This window comes from Pseudomonas sp. D3-10, assembly GCF_051132175.1.
Taxonomy (GTDB): Bacteria; Pseudomonadota; Gammaproteobacteria; order Pseudomonadales; family Pseudomonadaceae; genus Aquipseudomonas.
This window is the reverse complement of the sequence record NZ_CP071668.1, coordinates 5,565,808-5,590,343: the sequence shown is the minus strand read 5'-3', so window position 1 is coordinate 5,590,343 and position 24,536 is coordinate 5,565,808. Positions and strand designations below refer to the sequence as shown.

23 protein-coding genes and 1 pseudogene are annotated in these 24,536 nt (G+C 60.4%); 10 read left to right on the top strand and 14 right to left on the bottom strand.

Annotated features, from left to right (window positions below; genetic code table 11):
* Nucleotides 1–93: 93 nt before the first annotated feature.
* On the top strand, nucleotides 94–951 hold the full coding sequence (locus J3P90_RS25465) for an SDR family oxidoreductase (RefSeq protein ID WP_434675562.1): 858 nt from the start codon (nucleotides 94–96) through the stop codon (nucleotides 949–951).
* 127 nt (nucleotides 952–1,078) lie between these two features.
* On the opposite strand, the gene J3P90_RS25460 is transcribed toward J3P90_RS25465, so the two are convergent.
* The 6 genes from J3P90_RS25460 to J3P90_RS25435 form a co-directional block, all read right to left on the bottom strand.
* On the bottom strand, nucleotides 1,079–1,819 hold the full coding sequence (locus J3P90_RS25460) for a hypothetical protein (RefSeq protein ID WP_434675561.1): 741 nt from the start codon (nucleotides 1,817–1,819) through the stop codon (nucleotides 1,079–1,081).
* 55 nt (nucleotides 1,820–1,874) lie between these two features.
* Nucleotides 1,875–2,255, bottom strand: coding sequence for a RidA family protein (locus J3P90_RS25455; protein WP_030142177.1), 381 nt, complete (start codon nucleotides 2,253–2,255; stop codon nucleotides 1,875–1,877).
* Between the two features lie 33 nt (nucleotides 2,256–2,288).
* Complete coding sequence (spoT, locus tag J3P90_RS25450) at nucleotides 2,289–4,394, bottom strand: bifunctional GTP diphosphokinase/guanosine-3',5'-bis pyrophosphate 3'-pyrophosphohydrolase (RefSeq protein ID WP_030142176.1); 2,106 nt, start codon at nucleotides 4,392–4,394, stop codon at nucleotides 2,289–2,291.
* A gap of 60 nt (nucleotides 4,395–4,454) precedes the next feature.
* Nucleotides 4,455–4,718: a DNA-directed RNA polymerase subunit omega gene (rpoZ, locus tag J3P90_RS25445; RefSeq protein ID WP_003177259.1), complete on the bottom strand. Its 264-nt coding sequence runs from the start codon at nucleotides 4,716–4,718 to the stop codon at nucleotides 4,455–4,457.
* Nucleotides 4,719–4,885: 167 nt separating this feature from the next.
* Nucleotides 4,886–5,506: a guanylate kinase gene (gmk, locus tag J3P90_RS25440; protein ID WP_047735756.1), complete on the bottom strand. Its 621-nt coding sequence runs from the start codon at nucleotides 5,504–5,506 to the stop codon at nucleotides 4,886–4,888.
* 12 nt (nucleotides 5,507–5,518) lie between these two features.
* Entirely contained in the window at nucleotides 5,519–6,382 is an 864-nt protein-coding gene (locus J3P90_RS25435) for a YicC/YloC family endoribonuclease (protein ID WP_420767156.1), read from the bottom strand.
* A gap of 265 nt (nucleotides 6,383–6,647) precedes the next feature.
* Between J3P90_RS25435 and rph the strand changes: the two genes are divergently transcribed.
* From rph to gltS, 3 genes are all read left to right on the top strand, one after another.
* Entirely contained in the window at nucleotides 6,648–7,370 is a 723-nt protein-coding gene (gene rph / locus J3P90_RS25430; protein ID WP_420767157.1) for a ribonuclease PH, read from the top strand.
* Between the two features lie 30 nt (nucleotides 7,371–7,400).
* Entirely contained in the window at nucleotides 7,401–7,769 is a 369-nt protein-coding gene (locus J3P90_RS25425) for a DUF4870 domain-containing protein (protein WP_434675560.1), read from the top strand.
* Nucleotides 7,770–8,261: 492 nt separating this feature from the next.
* On the top strand, nucleotides 8,262–9,470 hold the full coding sequence (gene gltS / locus J3P90_RS25420; protein WP_434675559.1) for a sodium/glutamate symporter: 1,209 nt from the start codon (nucleotides 8,262–8,264) through the stop codon (nucleotides 9,468–9,470).
* 96 nt (nucleotides 9,471–9,566) lie between these two features.
* Here the strand turns inward: gltS and J3P90_RS25415 are convergent, their stop codons facing one another.
* Complete coding sequence (locus tag J3P90_RS25415) at nucleotides 9,567–10,346, bottom strand: exodeoxyribonuclease III (RefSeq protein WP_013694557.1); 780 nt, start codon at nucleotides 10,344–10,346, stop codon at nucleotides 9,567–9,569.
* 83 nt (nucleotides 10,347–10,429) lie between these two features.
* On the opposite strand from J3P90_RS25415, the gene pyrE reads away from it, so the two are divergent.
* Nucleotides 10,430–11,074 (top strand): orotate phosphoribosyltransferase, encoded by a 645-nt coding sequence (gene pyrE, locus J3P90_RS25410; protein WP_434675558.1) that lies wholly within the window; start codon nucleotides 10,430–10,432, stop codon nucleotides 11,072–11,074.
* A gap of 174 nt (nucleotides 11,075–11,248) precedes the next feature.
* Here pyrE and argB read toward each other — a convergent pair whose 3' ends face one another.
* The 4 genes and pseudogenes from argB to coaBC form a co-directional block, all read right to left on the bottom strand.
* Nucleotides 11,249–12,154 (bottom strand): acetylglutamate kinase, encoded by a 906-nt coding sequence (argB, locus tag J3P90_RS25405; protein ID WP_030138216.1) that lies wholly within the window; start codon nucleotides 12,152–12,154, stop codon nucleotides 11,249–11,251.
* Nucleotides 12,155–12,180: 26 nt separating this feature from the next.
* A pseudogene (locus J3P90_RS25400) lies at nucleotides 12,181–13,596 on the bottom strand (phosphomannomutase/phosphoglucomutase); the annotation flags it as partial.
* A gap of 236 nt (nucleotides 13,597–13,832) precedes the next feature.
* Entirely contained in the window at nucleotides 13,833–14,288 is a 456-nt protein-coding gene (dut, locus tag J3P90_RS25395) for a dUTP diphosphatase (protein ID WP_030138214.1), read from the bottom strand.
* 5 nt (nucleotides 14,289–14,293) lie between these two features.
* Nucleotides 14,294–15,502: a bifunctional phosphopantothenoylcysteine decarboxylase/phosphopantothenate--cysteine ligase CoaBC gene (gene coaBC / locus J3P90_RS25390; RefSeq protein WP_420767159.1), complete on the bottom strand. Its 1,209-nt coding sequence runs from the start codon at nucleotides 15,500–15,502 to the stop codon at nucleotides 14,294–14,296.
* Between the two features lie 144 nt (nucleotides 15,503–15,646).
* Between coaBC and radC the strand changes: the two genes are divergently transcribed.
* Nucleotides 15,647–16,321: a RadC family protein gene (gene radC, locus J3P90_RS25385; protein WP_434675557.1), complete on the top strand. Its 675-nt coding sequence runs from the start codon at nucleotides 15,647–15,649 to the stop codon at nucleotides 16,319–16,321.
* Between the two features lie 134 nt (nucleotides 16,322–16,455).
* On the opposite strand, the gene J3P90_RS25380 is transcribed toward radC, so the two are convergent.
* Entirely contained in the window at nucleotides 16,456–18,042 is a 1,587-nt protein-coding gene (locus J3P90_RS25380) for an ABC transporter substrate-binding protein (RefSeq protein WP_434675556.1), read from the bottom strand.
* A 448-nt stretch (nucleotides 18,043–18,490) separates the two neighbouring features.
* Between J3P90_RS25380 and rpmB the strand changes: the two genes are divergently transcribed.
* Together rpmB and rpmG are read left to right on the top strand one after the other, a co-directional pair.
* Nucleotides 18,491–18,724 carry a 50S ribosomal protein L28 gene (gene rpmB / locus J3P90_RS25375; RefSeq protein ID WP_003177273.1) on the top strand — a complete coding sequence of 78 codons (234 nt, stop codon included), beginning with the start codon at nucleotides 18,491–18,493 and terminating at the stop codon, nucleotides 18,722–18,724.
* 11 nt (nucleotides 18,725–18,735) lie between these two features.
* Nucleotides 18,736–18,891, top strand: coding sequence for a 50S ribosomal protein L33 (rpmG, locus tag J3P90_RS25370; RefSeq protein WP_003177274.1), 156 nt, complete (start codon nucleotides 18,736–18,738; stop codon nucleotides 18,889–18,891).
* 115 nt (nucleotides 18,892–19,006) lie between these two features.
* On the opposite strand, the gene J3P90_RS25365 is transcribed toward rpmG, so the two are convergent.
* Complete coding sequence (locus J3P90_RS25365; protein ID WP_420767161.1) at nucleotides 19,007–19,369, bottom strand: cupin domain-containing protein; 363 nt, start codon at nucleotides 19,367–19,369, stop codon at nucleotides 19,007–19,009.
* Between the two features lie 232 nt (nucleotides 19,370–19,601).
* On the opposite strand from J3P90_RS25365, the gene J3P90_RS25360 reads away from it, so the two are divergent.
* Both J3P90_RS25360 and J3P90_RS25355 read left to right on the top strand, forming a co-directional pair.
* Complete coding sequence (locus J3P90_RS25360) at nucleotides 19,602–21,095, top strand: aldehyde dehydrogenase (RefSeq protein WP_434675555.1); 1,494 nt, start codon at nucleotides 19,602–19,604, stop codon at nucleotides 21,093–21,095.
* Nucleotides 21,096–21,539: 444 nt separating this feature from the next.
* A complete protein-coding gene (locus tag J3P90_RS25355; protein WP_434675554.1) occupies nucleotides 21,540–22,682 on the top strand; it encodes an MFS transporter in 1,143 nt (380 codons plus the stop codon).
* 74 nt (nucleotides 22,683–22,756) lie between these two features.
* Here the strand turns inward: J3P90_RS25355 and J3P90_RS25350 are convergent, their stop codons facing one another.
* Entirely contained in the window at nucleotides 22,757–24,322 is a 1,566-nt protein-coding gene (locus tag J3P90_RS25350) for a phospholipase D family protein (protein ID WP_420767164.1), read from the bottom strand.
* Between the last annotated feature and the right edge of the window lie 214 nt (nucleotides 24,323–24,536).

Sequence of the window (24,536 nt, the reverse complement as noted above, 5' to 3'; positions counted from 1 at the left end):
TTAACAAAAGTAATACAGTAACTTTTTTTGCTTCATGGCTAGCCGCTCGTCCAGTGCGAAGGCTAGTCTGCGGCTTTCCCAGAGGAGTTCTTGATGTCCGCGCCTTCTGTTTTGATCGCCGGTTGTGGCGATATAGGCGGCCGCCTGGCGAGCCAGCTCGTGGCCGAACATTGGCGGGTCCATGGCTTGCGGCGTACGGTTTCGAACCTGCCGGCCGGGGTTGTCGGTGTCGCGGGGGACCTGTTCAGTGCGCAGTGTCCCGTCGACTGGCCTGTGGGGTCGTTGGATTATCTGGTGTACAGCGCCGCCGCTACCGATCATGACGAGGCGGGCTATCGTGCCGCTTATGTCGAAGGGTTACAGCATGTGTTGGGCTGGCTGGAACAGCATGGCCAGCGGCCCAAACGATTGCTCTTTGTGTCCAGCAGCAGCGTGTATGGACAGCAGGGCGGGGAGTGGGTGGACGAAAGCTCGCCCACCGAGGCGGGCGGTTATTCCCGGCGAGTGATGCTGGAAGCCGAGCAGGTGGCACTCGACAGCGGCATCCCGGCCAGTCGCATACGCCTGACCGGCATCTACGGACCGGGGCGGGAATGGCTGCTGAGCCAGGTGCGCCAAGGCTATCGCGTGGTGATCGACCCGCCGCTCTATGCCAACCGCATCCACGCCGACGATGCCGCCGGCCTGCTGGCGTTTCTGCTGAAAGCTGATCATCAGGGCAAGACGCTGGAAGACTGCTACATCGGCGTCGATGACGCCCCCGCGCCGCTGGCCGAGGTGGTGGGTTGGTTGCGTGACTACATGGGCGTTACCGAATGGGCCGACGACGCCAGCGTGCGCCGCGCCGGCAGCAAGCGCTGCAGCAACGCCCGGGCCAAGGCGTTGGGCTGGACGCCGCGTTATCCGAGCTTTCGCGAGGGGTATGCGGCGATTCTGGAAGGTCGTTGCTGATTCGCCTGACAGCCCCAAACCAACTGTGAGAGCGAGCTTGCTCGCGATGAGGCGCTAACAGTCAACACCAAGGTTGACCGTTACACCGCCATCGCGAGCAAGCTCGCTCCCACAGGGGCACACCGGGTTACTGCTTTTCAAGCACCCACTTGCGATCACCCGGCGTGAATGACGGCATTTCATCCGCCAGCGCCGCGTTCACGGTCTGGAAGATTTCCAGTTTCTTGCCGTCGCGGGAAAAAATCCAAGTGTTGCCCTGACCGTTCTGTTGCAGCCAGATGTTGTCGTTGCCACCGCTCATGGAGGCGCAGTCGCCAGCCAGACACAAGGCGTAGCGATCAGTACCCGGCAAGCCGCTGACTTGACCATCGGGCTGGAATTGCACGGTGGCGCCCTGGCCAGGACCTTCGGCAATGTTCCAGATGCCGCCGAGATAAGCCGAATACAGGGCGCGCTCGAAACTGGCGCCAATCGGCGCGCCTTCCGGTACCTGTACTTGGGCGCGGTCGAACACTTGCTGTGGTTCGTTTTCGGTGGCGGCCTGGCTCAACTGGTCGCCGTCGCGCTTGAGTTCGCTGGCCGAGCTGCCGTAGAAGTCGACTTTCCAGGCGCCGTCTTCTTCGCCCAGCAACTTGCCTTCGACATTCTCAAAACCATTGGTGTAACGCGCCTGGCCAGCCCGGGTGTTGACGTCCCATTCCAGGTTCGGGCCATAGGTCTGCAATGCTTCGCGAAGCGGGCCGCCTTTGGCGGCAGCGTCGATGGCGGCCTGGTTGATCCAGGTGCCGCTGATGTCACGGTCTGCAGGGTCGCTGGCGCAGCCGCCCAGGAGCAGGGCGAGCAGGGAGAAAGCAAGCGCTTTGCGCATGGTGGAATCCTTTCAGAACGAAAACGGCGCAGCGGGAAAGGCTGCGCCGGGCGTTTTACTCGATGACCAGGATGGCATCCATCTCGACCTGGGCGCCTTTTGGCAAGGCAGCCACGCCAATGGCAGCGCGGGCAGGGTAAGGCTGGTCGAAATACTTGCCCATGATCTCGTTGACCTTGGCGAAGTGGCTCAGGTCGGTGAGGAAGATGTTGAGTTTGACGATGTCCTTGAACGAGCCGCCGGCAGCTTCGGCCACGGCTTTCAGGTTCTCGAACACTTGCACGGTCTGGGCTTCGAAGCCCTCGACCAGCTCCATGGTTTTCGGGTCCAGCGGGATTTGCCCCGACATGTAAACGGTGTTGCCCGCCTTGATCGCCTGGGAATAAGTACCGATGGCGGCCGGGGCCTTGTCGCTGGAGATAACGGTCTTGGTCATTCATGACTCCTTGTAATGAGGGCGAGTGAGACGCTATGCGCGCATGCGAGTGATGCGGATGACCCCTGTCAGGGCGCGCAGTTTCTTGATCACGCGGGCCAGGTGTACGCGGTCGTGCACGCTGACCACCAGTTGGACGACGCTGATGCGACCGTCGCGTTCGTCCATGCTGATTTTCTCGATGTTGCCGTCGGCGGCGTTGACGCTGCTGGCCAGCAGTGCGATCAGGCCGCGCTGGTGCTCCAGCTCGACGCGCAGTTCAACATTGAATTCGCCGGTGACATCCTTGGCCCACGAAAGCTGGATGCATTTTTCCGGGTTGTGGCGGATTTCGCTGATATTGCGGCAGTTGTCCAGGTGCACCACCATCCCTTTGCCGGCGGACAGATGGCCGACAATCGGATCGCCAGGAATCGGCGTACAACACTTGGCGTAACTGAGGACCAGGCCTTCGGTGCCGCGAATCGCCAGCGGACCTTCAGGGCTCGGCAATTGTTCGCCTTCGCCGAGCAGTCGGCGGGCGACGACGTAGGCCATGCGATTGCCCAAACCGATGTCCTCGAGCAGATCTTCGATCAATTCGAGACGGTATTCGTGGAGCATGACCTGTACGCGCTCGGCCGGGATCTTGTCCAGGGAACTGTCGAAGCCGTTCAGTACCTTGTTCAGCAGGCGTTCGCCCAGGCTGATGGACTCGGAGCGACGTTGCAGCTTCAGCGCATGGCGGATATGCGTGCGGGCCTTGCCGGTGACCACAAAGTTGAGCCACGCCGGGTTGGGGCGCGCGCCGGGGGCGCTGACGATTTCCACCGTGGAGCCGCTTTGCAGCGGTTCGGACAACGGTGCCAGGCGACGATTGATGCGACAGGCAATGCAGCTGTTGCCGACGTCGGTGTGCACGGCGTAGGCGAAATCCACCGCTGTGGACCCTTTGGGCAGCTCCATGATCCGGCCCTTGGGCGTGAAGACGTAGACCTCGTCCGGGAACAGGTCGATCTTCACGCTCTCGATGAATTCCAGGGAATTGCCGGCCCGTTGCTGCATTTCCAGCACGCCCTTGACCCACTGCCGCGCGCGGGCGTGAGTGCTCTTGGGTTGCTCGTCGCCACTGGATTTGTACAACCAATGGGCGGCGATGCCGTTGTTGGCCATCTCTTCCATTTCACGGGTGCGGATCTGGATTTCGATCGGTACGCCGTGCATGCCGAACAGCGTGGTGTGCAGCGACTGGTAACCGTTGGCCTTGGGAATCGCGATGTAATCCTTGAAGCGCCCAGGCAGCGGTTTGTACAAATTATGGACAGCACCCAGCACGCGGTAGCAGGTATCGACCTTGTCGACGATGATCCGGAACGCATAGACGTCCATGATTTCGTTGAAGGCCCGGCGCTTGCCGCGCATTTTCTTGTAGATGCCGTACAGGTGTTTCTGCCGCCCGCTGACTTCGCCTTCGATGCCGTCGATGGCCAGACAGTGGCTCAGGGACTCTTCGATCTTGTTGACGATTTCCTTGCGATTGCCCCGGGCGCGCTTGACGGCCTGGTTGATGCGCGCCGAACGCATCGGGTGCATCGCCTTGAAACCCAGGTCCTCGAACTCGATGCGAATTGCGTGCATGCCCAGGCGATTGGCGATGGGTGCGTAGATTTCGAGGGTTTCCTTGGCGATTCGCCGGCGTTTCTCGCCGGACAGCACTTCCAGCGTGCGCATGTTGTGCAGGCGGTCGGCGAGCTTGACCAGGATCACGCGGATATCGCGGGCCATGGCCATGGCCATTTTCTGGAAGTTTTCGGCCTGGGCCTCGGCCTTGGTTTCGAAGTTCATCTGGGTCAGCTTGCTGACCCCGTCGACCAGTTCGGCCACGGTTTCGCCGAACTGCGCTTGCAGCGCTTCCTTGGCAATGCCGGTGTCTTCGATCACGTCATGGAGCATGGCCGCCATCAGGCTCTGATGGTCCATGTGCATGTCGGCAAGGATATTCGCCACCGCGAGCGGGTGCGTGACGTACGCCTCGCCGCTGCGGCGGCGCTGGCCGTCGTGGGCTTGTTCGGCGTAGAAATAGGCTCGGCGGACCAGGTTGACCTGGTCCGTGCCGAGGTAGGCCGATAAGCGATCGGCGAGGGCGTCTATGCTCGGCATGATAGTGACTCCTGCCGTGTGCTGTGACCCCGCGCCGTGCTACGTCGACCAGGCATAGGCTTAGACCGCCTCGTTGGACTCGTCCTCGAACGCTGCGAACAGCGGTTCGTCTTCAACGATTTCAGCGTTGGCGATGAACTCGTAGCTCATCAGGCCTTCGGCGATTTCACGCAGCGCTACCACGGTAGGCTTGTCGTTTTCCCACTGGACCAATGGCTCTTTGCCGCCGGTGGCCAGTTGACGGGCACGCTTGGTAGAGAGCATGACCAGCTCAAAGCGGTTTTCCACGTGTTCTAGGCAGTCTTCAACGGTTACGCGGGCCATGGTATTCCTCGGAGCGAATGCAATATGCGCGCTGCCCGGTTGGGCGAGCGGACTCGACAGTTTAAAAAAACACCAGCGTTTAGGGAAGCGCTGATTTTTTGATCAAACCCCTCGGCGCGCTGCGAGTACCAATGTAAAGCCGTCGCAGCGGTTTTGGGAAGGGCTGTTCAGCCCAGCAGTTCAGCCAAAAGCTTGCCGAAACGTTGCTGTTGGCGCTTCTGTTGCAGCTGGCTGGCGCGGAAAATCGCCTTCAGGTCGTCCAGCGCGTGGGCAAAATCGTCATTGATGATCAGATAATCGTAATCGACGTAATGGCTCATTTCGCTGACCGCTTCACGCATCCGGCCTTCGATGATTTCATCGCTGTCCTGGCCGCGGTTGGTCAGGCGTTGGCGCAAGGCTTGCTGGCTCGGCGGCAGGATGAAGATGGAGCGGGCCTGGGGCATCAGCTTGCGAACTTGCTCGGCGCCTTGCCAGTCGATTTCCAGGATCAGGTCGTGGCCTTCATCGAGGGTTTGCTGGAGGTAGCTCTGCGAAGTGCCGTAGAGGTTGCCGAAGACTTCGGCGCGCTCGAGGAAGTCGCCGTGCTCGGCCATCCTCACGAACTCTTCACGGTCAACGAAGTGATAGTTCACGCCATTCACTTCGCCCGGGCGCATGGCGCGGGTGGTGTGCGAGACCGAGACGCGGATCTGCGGCTCGGCATCGATCAATGCCTTGACCAGGCTGGTCTTGCCAGCGCCCGAGGGCGCGGAAATGATGTAGAGAGTGCCGGTGCTGTGGGTCATGTCGGGTTAGCCTTACTCAATGTTCTGCACTTGTTCGCGCATTTGCTCGATCAACACCTTGAGGTTGACCGCCGCCTGCGTGCTGCGCGGGTCGAAGGCTTTGGAGCCCAGTGTATTGGCTTCGCGGTTGAGCTCCTGCATCAGGAAGTCGAGGCGGCGACCGGCCGCGCCGCCGGATTTGAGCACCCGGCGAACTTCGATGATGTGGGTGCTCAGGCGATCCAGTTCTTCGGCCACGTCGCTTTTTTGCGCGAGCATGACCATTTCCTGTTCCAGGCGCTGCGGGTCCAGCTCGGCCTGCATGTCGGCGAAGCGGTCGAGGACTTTCTGGCGTTGGGTGGCGAGCATTTGCGGGACCAGTTCGCGCAGGGTGACGACATCTTCTTCAATAGAGGTCAGGCGCTCGTTGATCAGACGGGCCAGCTCCGCGCCTTCACGCTCGCGACCCGCCTTGAGTTCCTTCAGCCCTTGAGTGAAGAGTGCCAGCGCCTCGGCATTCAGCGCTTGGGGATCGCTCGCATCGCCGACCAGTACGCCTGGCCAGGCCAGTATTTCCAGCGGATTGAGGGCGGCGGGGTTCTTGATCAAGCCGGCGACGGTTTCTGCGGCCGCGACCAGTTGCGCAGCGCGTTCGCGATCGACCTGCAGCGTCTTGCCACTGCTTTCTTCGGTGAAGCGCAGGGTGCATTCCAACTTGCCCCGGGACAAGCCCTGGCGCAGCGCTTCGCGCACGCTGCCTTCCAGGTCGCGGAAGGATTCGGGCAGGCGCAGATGCGGCTCCAGGTAGCGGCTGTTGACCGAGCGCAATTCCCAGCTCAGCGTGCCTTGGGCGCCGGCCTTTTCGACTCGGGCGAAGGCGGTCATGCTGTGCACCATGGGGATTCCTCGCAATGCAAGCCGGCCACAATCGGTCGTCGTGGGGCCTGGGGTCTGTGGGTTGATGCTGAAGGACAGCAAAGGCGCAGGATTGTAGCGCAGTGCGACGCAAGCGCCCAAACAGCTCCGGTAACAAAGCGCTGCAGCCCGTCGGCCGGGGCTTTGAGCGCGTTCGTCCGTCGCGTTGGATTTTTAGGCCTGCCTTATGGCAGCGCACGGCTTTATAATGCCCAGCAGTTTTCCGTCCCCTGTACAGGTGTTCCCTATGAAACGTCCAAGTGGTCGCGTTGCCGATCAGCTTCGCTCGATCCGCATTACCCGCAACTACACCAAACACGCCGAGGGATCTGTACTGGTCGAATTCGGTGATACCAAGGTCATCTGCACCGTCAGCGTCGAAAACGGCGTGCCTCGCTTCCTGAAGGGCCAGGGGCAAGGCTGGTTGACCGCCGAATACGGCATGCTGCCGCGCGCCACCGGCGAGCGGAACCAGCGCGAGGCCAGCCGTGGCAAGCAGGGCGGCCGGACCCTGGAGATCCAGCGATTGATCGGCCGTTCCCTGCGCGCTGCGCTGGACATGTCCAAGCTTGGTGATGTGACGCTGTATGTCGATTGCGATGTGATCCAGGCTGACGGCGGCACCCGCACCGCTTCCATCACCGGCGCGATGGTTGCGTTGGTCGACGCCTTGAAAGTGATCAAGAAACGCGGTGGCCTCAAGGGCGGTGACCCGCTCAAGCAAATGATCGCCGCGGTGTCGGTGGGCATGTACCAGGGCGAGCCGGTGCTGGACCTGGACTACCTCGAAGACTCCGCCGCCGAAACCGACCTGAACGTGGTCATGACCAGCGCTGGCGGCTTCATCGAAGTCCAGGGCACTGCCGAAGGCGCGCCGTTCCAGCCGCAAGAGTTGAACGCTATGCTGGAGCTGGCGAAGAAAGGCATGACCGAAATCTTCGAATTGCAAAAGGCCGCGTTGGCCGACTGATTGTTGTGCGCTTCAGACAAGGAGAATGTCATGAGTGATGAGCAAGTCCTGTTGCCCCAACCGAGCAAAGAAGCGCGGCAATGGGCAATGTTTTGTCACCTGTCTGCACTGTTGGGAATTTTCATTCCGTTCGGTTCGCTGATCGGGCCGCTGGTCATCTGGCAGCTCAAGCGTGAGTCCGACCCGTTCATCGATGCCCAGGGCAAGGAAGCGCTGAACTTCCAAATCACTGTGGCGATCGCTGCGGCGATCAGCTTGCTGCTGATGATCGTGGTGATCGGTTTCTTCCTGTTTGGCCTGGTCGCCATCGGTGCGCTGGTGCTGAGCATTATTGGCGGTGTGAAAGCCAATGAGGGGCAGCCGTACCGATATCCCTTTACCTGGCGGTTGGTTAAATAGCGAACAGCGCTGCGATATAAAAATGCCCCGGTTATCGGGGCATTTTTATTAGGAGTGCGAAACTTGGTGTTTCTATAAAAACAATCGGAAAAGTCTGATAACGCTTCGTAGAAATGGATTCTTGCTTGATGTGATTCCATCACTGATGGAAGTATCGAAACAAGAAGTTAAGAACTCAGAGGTTGATGTCACAAAACCGTTCATTGCAACAGCCGTCGTGTCCAGCTGCGCATGGTCTCTTGTAGGTATATTGCCGCTCTTAAACTTTTAGTCACAACTGATCGATGCTCGCGTGGCCCATATGCTTGGCATCGATAGTCTTCGGTTGATAGAGTCGCTCCAAGCAATATTCTCCGTGAAATATTTCGATATATTCAAGCCATTGAAGGCGTTTGAATTAAAGACCAATCAGTGTTGAGCATTCAACCTGCTCAAGTGGCGTGTCCAGGTAAAAAGTTCGCCCTTGAATAGATACAGAAAAGATGGATATTCATGTTTCAGCTCGATTTCTACGGCACGCTTGTCGCCGCCTCCCTGGTACTTTTACTGGGGCGTGGGCTTGTGGGCCGTGTTGGTTTTCTGCGTGTCTACAATATCCCCGAGCCTGTAGCAGGCGGGCTGGTAGTGGCTTTGGTTCTTTTGGCTTTGCGCGCACTTGATATTGAAGTCCGGTTTGATACTTCGTTGCAAACGCCATTGATGCTGGCTTTTTTCGCCACGATCGGCCTGAGTGCGGATTTCGCCAGCCTGAGAAGAGGCGGGCGCGTGGTGGGGATTTTCCTGTTGGCGGTGACCGGCTTGCTGGTGGTCCAGAACGCCATGGGCATCGGGCTGGCAAAAGCGCTGGGGCTCGACCCCTTGATGGGATTGCTGACCGGCTCGATTAGCTTGGCGGGCGGCCATGGAACAGGCGCAGCGTGGGGAACGGTGTTCAGTGAGAAATACGGCCTGGCTTCCGCTTCCGAACTCGCGATGGCTTCTGCGACGTTTGGCTTGGTGTTGGGCGGTTTGATCGGTGGTCCGGTTGCTCGCCTGCTCATCAAGCGTGTCCAAGTGCCCGGTTGCCTTGAGTCGCAAAAGCCTCGCGCGCCCAAGGGGTTCGAGCAGCCGAACGAAGAACGCTCGATCACGCCGTTCTCGTTCATCGAGACACTTGCTCTTATCGCTGTCAGCCTGTTGGCTGGCACGCTCCTGAGCGGGCAGCTCCACGGTACTGCATTCGAGTTGCCGACGTTCGTTTGCGTCCTGTTCGTGGGGGTAATCTTGCGCAACGGTCTTTCGGCGCTTGGCTTGTATCAGGTTTTCGAGCGTGAAGTGTCTGTGCTTGGCAACGTCAGCTTGTCGCTGTTCCTGGCGATCGCCCTCATGTCGCTCAAGTTGTGGGACCTGGCGTCACTGGCCTTGCCAATCTTCATCATTTTGGCAGTCCAGACGTTGATCATGGCTTTGTTTGCGATTTTCGTGACGTTCAGGCTGATGGGTAGCCACTACGACGCCGCGGTCCTGGCGGCAGGGCATTGCGGTTTCGGGCTGGGGGCTACGCCGACGGCGATTGCCAACATGCAGGCGGTGACCCAGCGCTACGGACCCTCGCAGATAGCGTTTCTGGTGGTACCCATGGTGGGAGCGTTCTTCATCGATATCGTCAACGTCATCGTCATCAAGCTGTACCTTGCCCTGCCGTTATTTGCTGCGGCTTGAAGCCTGAAGCGGAAACATGCTCCAAAAAAAATACCCGTATCTCGCGATACGGGTATTTTTTATGACCGGTCGGCCTGAAGCAGCTCGTCCATACGCTTAGATCGTCAGCGTCCAATCGTAGTCCACGATCAGCGGCGCGTGCTGCGAGAACCGTGGCTGGCGCGGCAGGCGGGCGCTGCGTACGAAGCGGCGCAGCCCAGGCGTCAGCAACTGGTAGTCGAAACGCCAGCCGAGATTGAGCATCTCGGCCTGCTCGTTGTCCGGCCACCAGCTGTACTGGTCGCCTTCGCGGCTGACTTCACGCAGGGCGTCGACATAGCCCATGTTGCCAATGATCTCGTCCATCCAGGCCCGTTCCGGCGCCAGGAAACCAGGAGATTGCTGGCTGTCGCGCCAGTTCTTGATATCCAGCTTCTGTTGCGCCACGTACAGCGAGCCACAATAAATGTACTCGCGACGTTTGCGCCGCTGTTTATCAAGGTAACGGGCGAAGTCGTCCATCAACTTGAATTTCTGATTCAAATCTTCATCGCCGTTCTGCCCCGAAGGGAGCAGTAAGGTCGCGATGCTGACCTTGTCGAAATCGGCTTGCAGGTAGCGCCCGTAGCGGTCCGCCGTCTCGAAACCGAGACCGTTGATGACAGCCTTCGGTTGCAGCCGCGAGTACAAAGCCACGCCACCCTGGGCGGGGACTTCGGCATCGCAGGCATAAAGGAAGTAACCATCCAGTTGGAAGGCTGCATCGTCCAGTTCAAAGGCGGAGGCGCGGGTGTCCTGCAGGCAGATGACGTCGGCATTCTGTGCTTGCAGCCAACTGAGCAAACCACGCTCCACTGCAGCCTGAATACCATTGACGTTCACACTGATGATCCGCATAAATGGCCCCAAAAATCACGTGCGTGTATGATACACGCCGTGTACCTATTTAGCTAAATCCGCGGTATTTGAGGCTTTTTTTCATGCAGGCGTATCAGCGCGATTTCATTCGCTTTGCCATCGATCGCGGTGTTCTGCGCTTCGGTGAGTTCACCCTCAAGTCCGGGCGCACCAGTCCGTACTTCTTCAACGCCGGCCTGTTCAACAGCGGCACCGCCCTGGCGCAGTTGGGTCGGTTCTATGCCGCGGCCATCGTCGAGAGCGGCATCCCGTTCGACGTATTGTTCGGGCCCGCCTACAAAGGCATCCCGCTGGCCGCCACTACCGCCGTCGCCCTGGCCGAACACCATGGCCGCGACCTGCCCTGGTGCTTCAACCGCAAGGAAGCCAAGGCCCATGGCGAGGGCGGTAGCCTGGTCGGCGCGCCGCTGAACGGCGATGTGCTTATCATTGATGACGTCATCACCGCCGGCACCGCCATTCGCGAAGTGATGCAGATCATCGCCTCGCAAGAAGGCGCCAAGGCCGCCGGCGTGCTGATCGCCCTGAACCGCCAGGAGCGCGGCAATGGTGAGCTGTCGGCAATTCAGGAAGTTGAGCGCGACTTCGGCATCCCGGTGATCAGCATTGTCTCGCTGAACCAGGTGCTGGAATTCTTGGCCGATGATCCGCAGCTCAAGCAGCATCTGCCGGCGGTGGAAGCCTACCGCGCCCAGTTCGGCGTCTAAAGATTTGCACATTCCCTTGTGGGAGCGAGCCTGCTCGCGAAGCGGTTTATCATTCAAAACTAGTGCTGACTGATTCCCCGCTTCGCGAGCAGGCTCGCTCCCACAGGTAATCGGTGCATAAAAAAAGACCCCGCTCAACCAGGTTGAGCGGGGTCTTTTTTTTGCAGGTATCGCTTAAGGACGCTTGCGATTGCTGATCAACGTACCCACGCCGGTATCGGTGAAGATCTCCAGCAGGATCGCATTCGGCACGCGACCGTCGATGATCAACGAACTTCCCACACCGCCCTGTACCGCTTCCAGCGCGCAACGAATCTTCGGCAGCATGCCGCCGTAGATGGTGCCGTCGGCGATCAAGTCGTCGACTTGCTGGGTCGACAAGCCGGTCAGGACCTTGCCGGTCTTGTCCATCAGGCCGGCAATGTTGGTGAGCAGCATCAGCTTCTCGGCCTTCAGCGCCTCGGCGACCTTGCCGGCCACCAGGTCGGCGTTGATGTTGTACGACTCACCGTTGGCGCCCACGCCGATTGGCGCGATGACCGGGATGAAGTCGCCCTTGACCAGCAAATTCAGCAGGTCGGTGTTGATGCCGACCACTTCGCCCACCTGGCCGATGTCGATGATTTCCGGCTGGGTCATCTCCGGGGTCTGGCGCGTAACGGTGAGCTTCTTCGCGCGGATCAGCTCGGCGTCCTTGCCGGTCAGGCCGATGGCGCTGCCGCCGTGACGGTTGATCAGGTTGACGATGTCCTTGTTGACCTGGCCGCCGAGCACCATTTCCACTACATCCATGGTCTGTGCGTCAGTGACGCGCATGCCGTCGATGAAATGGCTCTCGATGGAGAGGCGCTTGAGCAGGTCGCCGATCTGCGGGCCACCACCGTGCACCACCACCGGGTTGATGCCCACGGCCTTCATCAGCACGATGTCGCGGGCAAAGCCGGTTTTCAGCTCCTCGCTTTCCATCGCGTTGCCGCCGTACTTGATCACCAGGGTCTTGCCGACATAGCGTCGGATATAAGGCAACGCTTCGGACAGGACCTTGGCGGTGTTGGCGGCGGCTTCGCGTTCGAGGGTCATTCAGGGCTCCGGTGGTGATTCAAAAATCAGAACGGTAGTTGGAGATCGGGTGCAACACGTTTGAGTTGGGTGTGGAACACGTCCTTGATGCGCTGCAGTTCGGCCTCGTTGTCGGCCTCGAAGCGCAGCACCAGCACCGGCGTGGTGTTGGAGGCGCGAACCAGGCCCCAGCCTTGTGGGTAGTCGACCCGCACACCGTCGATGGTGGTCAGTTCGGCGCCTTCGCCCCACTGGGCATCGTGCAGTGCATCAATGATGCTGAATTTGCTCTCTTCGGTCACATGGATATTGATTTCCGGCGTAGAAATATCGTTCGGGAAGGTTGCGAACAGTTCTTCCGCAGTGGATTTTTCCTTGCTCAGAATCTCCAGCAGGCGTGCCGCGCTGTAGATGCCGTCATCAAAACCGAACCAACGCTCCTTGAAGAAGATGTGGCCGCTCATTTCGCCGGCCAGCAGGGCACCGCTCTGTTTCATTTTCTTTTTGATCAACGAATGGCCGGTTTTCCACATCAGCGGACGGCCGCCGTATTCCTTGATCAGCGGCACCAGGCGACGGGTGCATTTCACGTCGAAGATGATTTCCGCATCGGGGTTGCGTGCCACGACGTCCTTGGCGAACAGCATCAGCAGGCGGTCCGGGAACACGACGCTACCGGTCTCGGTCACCACGCCCACGCGGTCGCCGTCGCCGTCGAAGGCCAGGCCCAGGTCGGCATTGGTTTCCTTGACCTTGGCGATCAGGTCTTGCAGGTTTTCCAGCTTGCCCGGGTCCGGGTGGTGGTTCGGGAAGTTGCCGTCGACTTCGCAGAACAGCGGGATAACTTCGCAGTTCAGGGCTTCGATCAGTTGAGGGGCGATCACGCCAGCCGCGCCGTTGCCGCAATCGACCACCACTTTCAGGCGGCGAGCGAGCTTCACGTCCTTGACGATCTCATCGTTGTAGCGCGGGAGAATGTCGACCTTGGTCACGCTGCCCTGGCCGCTGCTCAAGTCATTGGTCTTGAGGCGGGTGTGCAGGGCCTGGATCTGCTCGTTGGCGAGGGTGTCGCCGGCGATGACGATCTTGAAGCCGTTGTAGTTCGACGGGTTGTGGCTGCCGGTGAGCATCACGCCGGATTTACCAGCCAGCACGTTGGCGGCGTAGTACAGCGCCGGTGTTGGCACCAGACCGACGTCGCTGACATGGCAACCACTGTCGGCAATGCCCTTGATCAATTGCTCGACCAGTTCCGGGCCGGACAAACGACCATCGCGGCCGACGTTCACGTTCGGTTCGCCCTGGGCCAGGCTCTGGGAACCAATGGCGCGGCCAATCCAGTAAGCGGTTTCAGCCGTCAGGGTTTCCGGCACGACGCCACGGATGTCGTAGGCGCGGAAGATACTGTCAGGAAAGATCGGGGCGATTGCGGCTGGGGTGTTCATGGGCGGGCGCTCTATCAGGAAAGTGACTGGACACGCCGACAGGGGCGTCGGCAGGCTCAAGCTGAAGGGTATGACGGCGTTTTTGGCAGAGAGTTCGCGGTGGGAGCGTGCCATGAGACAGCGGTATCCCGGTCTGAACCGTCTAAAACCTTGATTCCCGGTGGGAAACCTTGTCGCCAGCCGTTGCGCATTTTTCGTCCTGAAACAGAAGCTTAATAAAGCAGCCAGGCAAGGTGCCCGGCTGCGACGCAGTATCAATGACTGCCGGAATGCCCGAAGCCGCCGGCGCCACGTTGGCTTTCATCGAATTCCTGGACCAGTTCGAAGTGGGCCTGGACCACTGGCACCAGCACAAGCTGAGCGATGCGTTCGCCCACTGCGATGTTGAAAGCGGTCTGGCCACGGTTCCAGCAGGACACCATCAGTTCGCCCTGGTAGTCCGAATCGATCAGGCCGACCAGGTTGCCCAGCACGATGCCGTGCTTATGGCCCAGGCCCGAGCGTGGCAGGATCAGCGCGGCAAGGCCCGGGTCACCGATATAGACCGACAGGCCGGTCGGAATCAGCAGGGTCTGGCCCGGCTCCAGGACGGTGTCCTGCTTGAGCATGGCCCGCAGGTCGAGGCCGGCGGAGCCCGGTGTGGCGTACTGCGGCAATGGAAATTCGTTGCCGATGCGTGGGTCGAGGATCTTGGCTTGTAGAGCGTGCATTGAAATTAAACCTGGTTCAGCCGTTCGGCGATGAAAGTGATCAGTTGGCGGGCGATCTTGCCCTTGCTGGTCTGGGCGAAAAGCGTGGCGTGCAACTGGCGGTCGATCACGCTGCAGGCGTTTTCCTCGCTGTTGAACCCAATGCTCGGGTTGGCGACGTCGTTGGCGACGATCAGGTCCAGATTCTTGTCCTTGAGCTTGCGCGCGGCGTAATCGAGGAGGTGTTCGGTCTCGGCGGCGAAACCCACGCTGAACGGACGGTCGGGGCGGGTGGCGATGGTGGCTAGAATGTCAGGATTGCGCACCATTTGCAGGAGCAGGCCGTCGCCGCTCGTAGGGTCTTTCTTCAATTTTTGCGGGGCGACGACTTCAGGCCGGTAGTCCGCCACTGCCGCCGAGGCGATGAAGAGGTCGCACGGGATGGCGGCTTCGCAGGCGGCAAGCATGTCCCGGGCGCTGACGACGTCGATGCGCGTAACCCGGTCTGGGGTCGGCAGGTGCACGGGGCCGGTAATCAGCGTCACCCGGGCGCCAGCCTCTACGGCGGCTTCGGCCAGGGCGAAGCCCATTTTCCCTGAGCTGTGGTTGGTGATGTAGCGCACCGGGTCGATGTTTTCCTGGGTCGGCCCGGCGGTGATCAATACGTGCTTGCCCGTCAGGGCTTCGCGCTTGAAGCAGTCGGCGGCGCATTGGGCCAGGTCGGTGGCTTCTAGCATGCGGCCCATCCCGACATCGCCGCAGGCCTGGCTGCCGGAAGCTGGACCGAAGACTTTCAGGTTGCGACTTTCAAGCAGTTCCAGATTGGCCTGGGTGGCCGGGTCGCGCCACATGGCCTGGTTCATGGCCGGTGCCACGGCGACCACCGCGTCGGTGGCGAGCACCAGGGTGGTCAACAGGTCATTGGCGATGCCCTGGGCCAGGCGGGCGATGAGGTCGGCCGTGGCCGGGGCGATCAACACCAGGTCGGCCCACTTGGCCAGTTCGATATGGCCCATGGCGGCTTCAGCCGCCGGGTCGAGCAGATCCAGGTGGACCGGGTGGCCGGACAGGGCCTGCATGGTCAGCGGCGTGATGAATTCACTGCCGCCACGGGTCATGACGACCCGCACTTCCGCGCCCTGGTCGATAAGCCTGCGAACCAGCTCGGCGCTCTTGTAGGCGGCAATGCCGCCGCCGACGCCCAGAACGATGCGTTTCCGATACAGCCGCTGCATAGGCCTGCCTTTCGATTTCAGTGGTCAGCGCAGAGCGAAACCCTTGGCGTGAGCTGCCTGGGTGAAAATCGCCTGCAAAAAAGATGGGCTAAGATATCACAGCGTCCGCTATGGAACAGCGGCGCCCACTATCAGGGAGATGCCATGAGTATTCGGGATTGGCCCGTGGCCGAGCGGCCGCGGGAAAGGTTACTGGCGTCGGGAGCGGAGAGTCTTTCGGACGCCGAGTTGCTGGCGATTTTCTTGCGCACGGGAGTGGCGGGCAGAAGCGCGGTGGATCTGGCGCGACACCTATTGAGTCAATTTGGCTGCCTGCGCGCGCTGCTTGAAGCGGACCAGGTTACGTTCAGCGGTCAGATGGGCCTGGGCCCGGCGAAATTCGCACAGTTACGGGCAGTTCTCGAAATGGGCCGGCGACATCTGGCAGAGCGGATGCGGCAAAAATCAATGCTTGGGGATCCGCAGGCTGTTCGTGACTATCTGAAGTCAATGCTGCGCCACGAGCCTCATGAGGTTTTTGGTTGTCTGTTCCTTGATTCACGGCACCAGGTGCTGGCGTTTGAAGCACTGTTTCGCGGCTCGATCGCCACGGCCACCGTTCACCCTCGGCAAGTGGTCAAGCGGGCCCTGGCCCACAATTGCGCTGCCGTGATCCTGTGCCACAACCACCCCTCCGGCAACACCGAGCCCAGCCAGGCCGACCGAATGCTCACCGAGCGGCTTCAGGAGGCGCTGGAGCTGATCGATGTGCGGGTGCTCGATCATTTCATCGTTGGCGATGGGGAGCCACTGTCCATGGCGGAGTATGGGTGGATGTAGGTTCGATCTGACGAACAAGACCCTTTGTGGGAGCGAGCTTGCTCGCGATAGCGGTTGCTCAGTCAGCATTGATGTGTCTGATGCGCGGCTATCGCGAGCAAGCTCGCTCCCACAGGGGGGCTGTGGGGCTGGGGTTACTTGAAGCTGACCTTGGAGTAATCCTGGCGCCCAAACGGGTTCACCGCATACCCCTGCACATCCTTGCGGGTCAATGCGAAGGCGGTCGGGTGCGCCAACGGCAACCAAAGGGCCTGCTGCTGGATCTGAGCCTGTGCCTGTTCGTAGAGCTTGGTGCGGACACCTTGCTCGCCAGTGGTCTTGCCGGCACTGATCAGCTTGTCCAGATCCGGGTTGCAATAACGGGCGAAGTTGGTGCCGGACTTGACCGCCGCGCAGGAAAATTGCGGCGTGAGGAAATTGTCCGGATCGCCGTTATCACCGGCCCAGCCCATGAACAGCAGGTCATGCTCGCCAGCCTTGGCGCGGCGGATCAGCTCGCCCCATTCGATCACGCGGATTTCCGCCTGGATGCCGATTTCCGCCAGGTCCGATTGCAGCAGTTGGGCGCCAAGGCTCGGGTTGGGGTTGAGCAGGCTGCCGGAAGGGCGAGTCCAGATGGTGGTCTTGAAGCCCTCTTTCAACCCGGCCTTGGCCAGCAGGTCCCGAGCTTTGGCCGGATCATGGGCATAGCCGGGCAGGTTTTTGGCGTAGCTCCAGGTGTTTGGGGGGTAAGGACCGTTGGCCGCTTCGGCGGTGCCTTCGAAAACGGTCTTGAGGTAGCTGGGCTTGTCAAACGCGAGATTGATAGCCTGACGGACTTCAGGTTTGTCCAAGGGGGGATGCTGGCTATTAATCGCCAGGAAGGCGGTCATGAAGGCGTCAGTCTGTTCCACTTTCAAAGTAGGCTCTTGCTTGGCGGCCTGTACGTCCAACGGCTTGGGCGACAACGCGATCTGGCATTCATTGCGCCGCAGTTTCTGCAGGCGAACATTGGCGTCCGGGGTGATGGCGAAAATCAGGGGGTCGACCTGAGGCTTGCCGCCAAAGTATTCGCTGTTGGCCTTGTAGCGGATCGAGGCGTCTTTCTGGAAACGGCTGAAAATGAACGGGCCGGTGCCAATGGGCTGGCTGTTGAGTTGTTCCGGCTTGCCGGCCTTCAGCAACTGGTCTGCGTATTCGGCTGAATAGATTGACGCAAAGCCCATGCTCAGCGTCGCCAGGAAGGTCGAGTCGGCATGGTCCAGTGTGAATCGCACCGTTAGCGGGTCCAGGGCGTCGATTTTTGTGATCAGCGACGGCAATTGCATGGATTGAGCGTGTGGGAAGCCACTCTGCGCCACTTTATGCCAAGGGTTGGCGGGATCCAGCATGCGGTCGAAGCTGAACTTGACGTCTTCGGCGGTCAAGTCGCGGTGCGGTGTGAAATAGTCGGTGTGGTGGAACTTGACCCGAGGACGCAGCTTGAACACATAGGTCAGTCCATCGGGCGACACTTCCCAGCTGTCGGCCAGGCTCGGGACCACTTTCCCGCTGGCCGTATCGAAGTCCACCAGGCGGTTCATCAGCACGTCGGCCGAAGCATTGGTGGTGGTCAACGAGTTGTATTGAACGACATCGAACCCTTCCGGGCTGGCCTCGGTACATACGCTCAGGGCGGCGGCCTGGGCCAGCGGGCTGATCAGCAGAGGGGCGAGCATCAGTGGTAGGGCAGCGAGGCGCATGATTTGATTTCCTGTGCAGGTCGGAGGCCCATCTGCGAGTGCAGTCTGGAAAAGGTCTACCCTAGTGGGCTCGCCTGCAAATGACTATCCCCATTTTGCATTTTCCGGCACTCTTTCCTGCGCTTCGCAGGAGGTGCCCAGGGTTGGAACCCGGCATCGATTGAAAAAAACCTGCGCGCCGCGACGAGCGGTAAGGCCATCGCCGGCCCTTGCCCCAGCCGCCCGGGGCTGCCGATTGATGATTTCCAACGAAGACAAATCACACCGGCTGTTGTTGTGCTTGGGTCTTTCTGGTATAAAGCAGCGCTCTTTTCTAGGGGCCCGGTTCCTTCACTGTAGGTGTAGCCGGTAAGACCCTTAAAGAAACGCGGCGCCTGGCGCCAAATGACTGAGAGATTAAGCGGCCAACCCATGCCGGGTTGGGCATGTGGTTTTAGAGGGCTGAGGCATGTCGAGAGTCTGTCAAGTTACCGGTAAGGGTCCGGTGACTGGGAATAACATTTCCCACGCAAACAACAAAACCCGTCGTCGTTTCCTGCCGAACCTGCAGCATCACCGCTTCTGGGTTGAAGAAGAGAAACGTTTTGTACGTCTGCGCGTATCTGCCAAGGGCATGCGCATCATCGACAAGCGTGGCATCAGTGTCGTGCTGGCCGAACTTCGTCGCGATGGCAAGGTTTAAGGGAGCTAATCATGCGTGAATTGATTCGTTTGATCTCGAGCGCCGGTACTGGTCACTTCTACACTACCGACAAGAACAAGCGTACTACCCCGGACAAAATCGAGATCAAGAAATATGATCCGGTTGTTCGCAAGCACGTGATCTACAAGGAAGGCAAAATCAAGTAATTGATTTTTCCTTCTTTACGAAAAAGGCCCGTATCGCGAGATACGGGCCTTTTTTGTTAACGGTGTCTTGTCTGTCAGGGCGCCCTCGCGAGCAAGCCCAGACAGCACAAAGCCCTCAGGCCTTCTGCTCGAACACCACATAAATCTTGCGGCAAGGCTCCAGCACTTCCCAGGTGCCCTTGAACCCGGCCGGAATCACGAAGCGATCGCCCGCCCGAAGTGTCTTGGCATTGCCTTCGGCATCCCGCAGCACCGATACGCCCTGAACGATTTCGCAGTATTCGTGTTCCGTATAGTTGACCGTCCACTGGCCGACCGCACCTTCCCAGACCCCGGCATTCATCTGGCCGCATGGGCTGTTGTAATGATTGAACACCGCCTGTTCAGGATCACCCTTGAGTATTTTGGTGGGGTCCGGGCGATAGCGTTCGGGGGTAGTGTTGGCCTGGCTGAAATCGACGATGTCCTGAATATGCATGCAAGTGATCCCCGGAGATAGCGTGGAAGGCCTCGAGTCTATGTTTATTAAAACGAACATCGCAAGGCCGTTTGCCAGCGTTATGTCAAATATATTGAAACATTAGCAGCGGCTGGTTTAGGGTGGCGGATGTTCCGTGCCGATAACAGCGCCGAAAACGGGCTGGCCGGGCAGAATTCTTGAGCGCTGCGGGTGCCGCGGCGTTCCTACCCAATAAGAGGAGGACACTCGCATGACCACCCTGACTCGTGCCGACTGGGAACAGCGTGCCCGCGACCTGAAGATCGAAGGCCGCGCTTTCATCAACGGCGAATACACCGATGCGGTGTCCGGCGAAACCTTCGATTGCCTCACCCCGGTCGATGGCCGCCTGCTGGGCAAGGTCGCCAGCTGTGACGTGGCCGATGCCCAGCGCGCCGTCGAAAATGCTCGCGCCACGTTCGATTCCGGCGTCTGGTCGCGCCTGGCGCCGAGCAAGCGCAAAGCCGCCATGATTCGCTTCGCCGGGCTGCTCAAGCAGAACGCCGAGGAGCTGGCCCTGCTGGAAACCCTGGACATGGGCAAGCCGATCAGCGATTCGCTGAATATCGACGTGCCCGGGGCCGCCCAGGCGCTGAGCTGGAGCGGTGAAGCCATCGACAAGATCTACGACGAAGTGGCCGCGACGCCCCACGATCAGTTAGGCCTGGTGACCCGCGAACCCGTCGGCGTGGTCGGCGCCATCGTGCCGTGGAACTTCCCGCTGATGATGGCTTGCTGGAAGCTCGGCCCTGCGTTGTCCACCGGTAACTCCGTGGTGCTGAAACCATCGGAAAAATCCCCGCTGACCGCGATCCGTATCGCCGCCCTGGCAATTGAGGCGGGTATTCCCAAAGGTGTGCTGAACGTTCTGCCGGGCTACGGCCATACCGTTGGCAAGGCGCTGGCCTTGCACATGGATGTCGATACGCTGGTATTCACCGGCTCGACCCGGATCGCCAAGCAACTGATGGTCTATTCCGGAGAGTCCAACATGAAGCGCGTCTGGCTGGAAGCCGGCGGCAAGAGCCCGAACATCGTGTTTGCCGATGCCCCGGACCTGCAAGCCGCCGCCGAATCCGCCGCCAGTGCCATTGCCTTCAACCAGGGCGAAGTCTGCACCGCCGGCTCGCGCCTGCTGGTGGAGCGTTCCATCAAGGACACCTTCCTGCCGCTGGTGATCGAGGCCCTCAAGGGCTGGAAGCCTGGCAACCCGCTGGACCCGGCCACCAATGTCGGTGCCCTGGTCGATACCCAGCAGATGAATACCGTGTTGTCCTACATCGAGGCCGGTCACAGCGACGGCGCCACGCTGGTGGCGGGCGGCAAGCGGATCCTCGAAGAGACCGGCGGCACTTACGTTGAACCGACGATCTTCGATGGCGTGAGCAACGCAATGAAGATCGCCCAGGAAGAAATCTTCGGCCCGGTATTGTCCGTCATCGCCTTCGACAGCGCCGAAGAGGCCATCCAGATCGCCAACGACACGCCATACGGCTTGGCTGCCGCGGTGTGGACCAAGGACATCTCCAAGGCCCACCTGACCGCCAAGGCGCTGCGCGCCGGCAGCGTCTGGGTCAACCAGTACGACGGCGGTGACATGACCGCGCCGTTCGGTGGCTTCAAGCAGTCCGGTAACGGCCGGGACAAGTCGTTGCATGCGTTCGACAAATACACCGAGCTGAAGGCGACCTGGATCAAGCTCTGATGAAATGACGGCTCCGGATCCGGTTCGGGCCCTCAAGTAGCGCTAGTCCCCTGTGGGAGCGAGCTTGCTCGCGATCAGCGGTATGACAGTCGACGACATCGTTGAATGTCGCGCCGCCATCGCGAGCAAGCTCGCTCCCACAGGTTTTTCTGGCGTTCAGAAATCATCATTCCAGCCCAGCCACAGTGGCGAGGGAGCTTGCTCCCGCTGGGTTGCGAAGCGGCCCCAGCTTTTACGACTGCTTCGCAGCCGAGCGGGAGCAAGCTCCCTCGCCACGGGGTAGCGTCGTCGCTGATCGCTGATATTCCGCGTTCTGTGACCTCTGTGTGGGAGCGAGCTCGCGATAGCGGTGTGACAGTCGGCAAATATGATGAATGTATGACCGCCATCGCGAGCAAGCTCGCTCCCGCATTGGTTTTGAATGATTGCTACAGGAGCGGGGAAATGCGTTGGGCGACTTATTTCGCCGTGTTGGCGTCTGTCCTGAGTGTCGGCCTGGCCCTGGGCGTGAGCATGCCGCTGGTGTCGCTGCGCCTGGAGGGCTGGGGTTACGGTTCGTTCGCCATCGGCGTTATGGCCGCCATGCCGGCCGTTGGGGTGCTGGTCGCGGCCAAGGTATCGAGCCGATTGGCGGCGCGCTTCGGCACGGCGGCATTGATGCGCCTGTGCCTTTGGGGCGGGGCGCTGTCCATCGGGTTGCTGGCGCTGTTGCCCAGTTATCCGGTGTGGTTGCTGCTGCGGCTGTTGATCGGCGTGGTCCTGACGCTGGTGTTCATCCTTGGCGAGAGCTGGATCAATCAATTGGTCGTCGAACAATGGCGCGGCCGGTTGGTCGCGCTGTACGGCAGCAGCTATGCGTTGAGCCAACTGTCCGGTCCGTTGCTGCTCGGCGCCCTTGGGACCGACCACGACTATGGCTTCTGGGTGGGCGTCGGCCTGCTGCTGGTCTCGCCCTTATTGTTGCTTGGCCGTAGCGGGGCGCCCAGCAGTGAAGCAAGCAGTGTCACCTTCAAGGATCTCTGGGGCTTTTGCCGGGGCTTGCCGGCGATTGGCTGGGCCGTGTCGTTGTTCGCCGCCTTTGAAGCCATGATCCTGACGTTGCTGCCCGTCTATTGCTTGCGCCAGGGCTTCAGCGCCGATGTCGCGCTGGCGATGGTCAGCACAGTGGTGGTCGGCGATGCCTTGCTGCAATTGCCCATCGGTGCGCTGGCCGATCGCCTTTCGCGTCGCTCGCTGTTCACTGGCTGCGCGGTGGTCTTGATGTTGTCCAGCCTGGCAGTGCCGCTGCTGATCGACACGCTCTTCATCTGGCCGCTGTGGGTGCTGTTTGGTGCCAGCGCGGGAGGGCTGTTCACCTTGTCGCTGATTTTGATCGGCGAGCGTTATCGCGACGATGCGTTGGTCCGGGCCAACGCTCATATTGCCCAGCTTTGGGGCATTGGATGCCTGGTTGGACCTTTGTTGGCGGGGGCGGGCAGCCAATGGATCAGCGGGCACGCGCTGCCCCTGTTCATGGCTGCGGGGGCGTTCGGGTTGGTGATTCTGTTGTTGCGACAAGGCGCGTTCGGAGCGACACAGCCCGCCTGAAGTTAGAAGAGGCCGGCGACGAGGGAGCTTGCTCCCTCGCCACAAAGGCGGACTGCCAGAAAAGCAGTCAACCCTCAGAGCATGCTCTCAAGCCCGATCGTCGTGGCGAACCAGGCATTGAACCGGCGCCACCAACTGCCTGGCTCGCGGTCCAAGTCGTGTAGCTTGCCGTTGTCTTCGGTGGTCCATACCATTCTTCCCTCTTCAAGCCGCGCTTGATAACTCAGGGTCGGCGCCATCCCCTGTAACGCCAGCTCGCGCACCTGGTCGGCAAGCTCCGGGCTGTCCACCAGGACACCGACCTCGGTGTTCCACAGGACCGAACGCGGGTCGAAGTTGAACGAGCCGATGAAGGACTTCTGCCGGTCGAAGATGATCGCCTTGCTGTGTAGGCTGGAGTCCGACTCGCCGTAGGATTTGCTATAGAACAGATGTGGGCTGCTGCCATTGTCGCCCGGCTGTCGTCGCAGTTCGAACAGGCGCACGCCGTGCTGCAACAGGGCCTTGCGATACGGCGCGTAGCCGCCGTGAACAGCGGGCACATCAGTGGCTTCCAGGGAGTTGGTCAGCAGACTCACCGATACGCCGGCATCGGCGCGACTGGTCAGGTACACCAGGCCCGGCTGGCCGGGGACGAAGTAGGCCGAGATCATGATCAATTCCTTGCTCACTCCGGTCAGCTCCGGCCCCAGTTGCGTTGTCAGCAGCAATTGGGGGTCAGGCTCATCCCTTGACAGTACTTTGCTAGGCGCGTCCCACAATGCCTGGTTCCAGGCCCAGATCAATTGACTGCGCCAGGTGTCCAGGCGTGGCTGGGTCTTGTAGGTGGTCAGCTGTTGATACAGCGCCTGGTTTTCCTTGTGCGTCTGATCAAGGGACGCTTGCAGGCGCAAGCGGCTGTCGGCCAAGTCCTGGGCAGTGGGCCGATGGGACATGAACTGCTCGATGGGCTTGCTCAGGGCGCTGTTCCAATACTGGTCGAAGCTATGTCCCAGCTGCTCGGCCACCGGCCCGACGCCGAGCAGGTCGATGTCGGTGAAGTTCAGGTTGGGTTCGGCATCGAAATACTCATCCCCCAGGTTTCGGCCTCCGACGATCGCCATGCTGTTGTCCGCCAGCCAAAGCTTGTTGTGCATCCTTCGATGCTGCAACGACAGGTTGAACAGCCGCCCGAGGCCGCGGGTCACGCCGGTGGCGCGGCCAAGATGCAAAGGGTTGAACAGGCGGATCTGGACGTTGGGGTGGGCAGCGAGCGTCGCGATGGTCTCCTCTTGCCCGTCGCTGGTGGTGTCATCCAGCAAGATGCGCACGCGTACGCCCCGGTCGGCGGCCTTGAGCAACTCGTCCACCAGCATTCGCGTGCTGATCCCGTCATGGACGATGTAGTACTGCAAGTCCAGGCTGCTTTGAGCGTTGCGGATCAATTCGGCACGGGCGGTGAACGCCTCGGAGCTGTCCGACAGTAGACGAAAGCCCGAGCGGCCCTCGTGAAGAGCGGCTTGGGCCTGGACTGAGCGACCGAAGGTCGAATGCTCCGCCGCTAGCGCCTGGCTGGGCTCGCGAGTGATATCCAGGCTCGCGCAGCCGCAGAGAGTCGTGGCGAGCAACAGAGCGAATGTCAGGGGAACGTGGGGTTTCAAGTCGAATCATCCCGGGTCGTTGCGAAGGAGTATGGCACGGCTTTTTGATCCGTCATGCCTGCGAGATGCGATGCCCCTTGGGTGTGGGACACCGCCTCCAAGGCCAAGAGAGCCACGCGTTTTGCTGAAAAACATGGCGCGTCGAGGAGCCTTTTCCTACAGAAAAATCCCATCTGGTAGGCAACGATACGCAGGCATTGCTGCCGGTGGCTGG

Excerpts from the sequence above, each read along its gene's own strand:
- gltS (WP_434675559.1), top strand. The coding sequence starts at position 8,262 with ATGTTTCAGCTCGATTTCTACGGCACGCTTGTCGCCGCCTCCCTGGTA.
- J3P90_RS25425 (WP_434675560.1), top strand. The coding sequence starts at position 7,401 with ATGAGTGATGAGCAAGTCCTGTTGCCCCAACCGAGCAAAGAAGCGCGG.
- gmk (WP_047735756.1), bottom strand. The coding sequence starts at position 5,506 with ATGACCCACAGCACCGGCACTCTCTACATCATTTCCGCGCCCTCGGGC.
- J3P90_RS25460 (WP_434675561.1), bottom strand. The coding sequence starts at position 1,819 with ATGCGCAAAGCGCTTGCTTTCTCCCTGCTCGCCCTGCTCCTGGGCGGC.
- argB (WP_030138216.1), bottom strand. The coding sequence starts at position 12,154 with ATGACCCTCGAACGCGAAGCCGCCGCCAACACCGCCAAGGTCCTGTCC.
- radC (WP_434675557.1), top strand. The coding sequence starts at position 15,647 with ATGAGTATTCGGGATTGGCCCGTGGCCGAGCGGCCGCGGGAAAGGTTA.
- rpmG (WP_003177274.1), top strand. The coding sequence starts at position 18,736 with ATGCGTGAATTGATTCGTTTGATCTCGAGCGCCGGTACTGGTCACTTC.
- J3P90_RS25415 (WP_013694557.1), bottom strand. The coding sequence starts at position 10,346 with ATGCGGATCATCAGTGTGAACGTCAATGGTATTCAGGCTGCAGTGGAG.
- J3P90_RS25455 (WP_030142177.1), bottom strand. The coding sequence starts at position 2,255 with ATGACCAAGACCGTTATCTCCAGCGACAAGGCCCCGGCCGCCATCGGT.
- dut (WP_030138214.1), bottom strand. The coding sequence starts at position 14,288 with ATGCACGCTCTACAAGCCAAGATCCTCGACCCACGCATCGGCAACGAA.
- spoT (WP_030142176.1), bottom strand. The coding sequence starts at position 4,394 with ATGCCGAGCATAGACGCCCTCGCCGATCGCTTATCGGCCTACCTCGGC.
- rpmB (WP_003177273.1), top strand. The coding sequence starts at position 18,491 with ATGTCGAGAGTCTGTCAAGTTACCGGTAAGGGTCCGGTGACTGGGAAT.
- coaBC (WP_420767159.1), bottom strand. The coding sequence starts at position 15,502 with ATGCAGCGGCTGTATCGGAAACGCATCGTTCTGGGCGTCGGCGGCGGC.
- J3P90_RS25380 (WP_434675556.1), bottom strand. The coding sequence starts at position 18,042 with ATGCGCCTCGCTGCCCTACCACTGATGCTCGCCCCTCTGCTGATCAGC.
- J3P90_RS25365 (WP_420767161.1), bottom strand. The coding sequence starts at position 19,369 with ATGCATATTCAGGACATCGTCGATTTCAGCCAGGCCAACACTACCCCC.
- rpoZ (WP_003177259.1), bottom strand. The coding sequence starts at position 4,718 with ATGGCCCGCGTAACCGTTGAAGACTGCCTAGAACACGTGGAAAACCGC.
- J3P90_RS25465 (WP_434675562.1), top strand. The coding sequence starts at position 94 with ATGTCCGCGCCTTCTGTTTTGATCGCCGGTTGTGGCGATATAGGCGGC.
- J3P90_RS25435 (WP_420767156.1), bottom strand. The coding sequence starts at position 6,382 with ATGGTGCACAGCATGACCGCCTTCGCCCGAGTCGAAAAGGCCGGCGCC.
- pyrE (WP_434675558.1), top strand. The coding sequence starts at position 10,430 with ATGCAGGCGTATCAGCGCGATTTCATTCGCTTTGCCATCGATCGCGGT.
- J3P90_RS25355 (WP_434675554.1), top strand. The coding sequence starts at position 21,540 with ATGCGTTGGGCGACTTATTTCGCCGTGTTGGCGTCTGTCCTGAGTGTC.
- J3P90_RS25360 (WP_434675555.1), top strand. The coding sequence starts at position 19,602 with ATGACCACCCTGACTCGTGCCGACTGGGAACAGCGTGCCCGCGACCTG.
- rph (WP_420767157.1), top strand. The coding sequence starts at position 6,648 with ATGAAACGTCCAAGTGGTCGCGTTGCCGATCAGCTTCGCTCGATCCGC.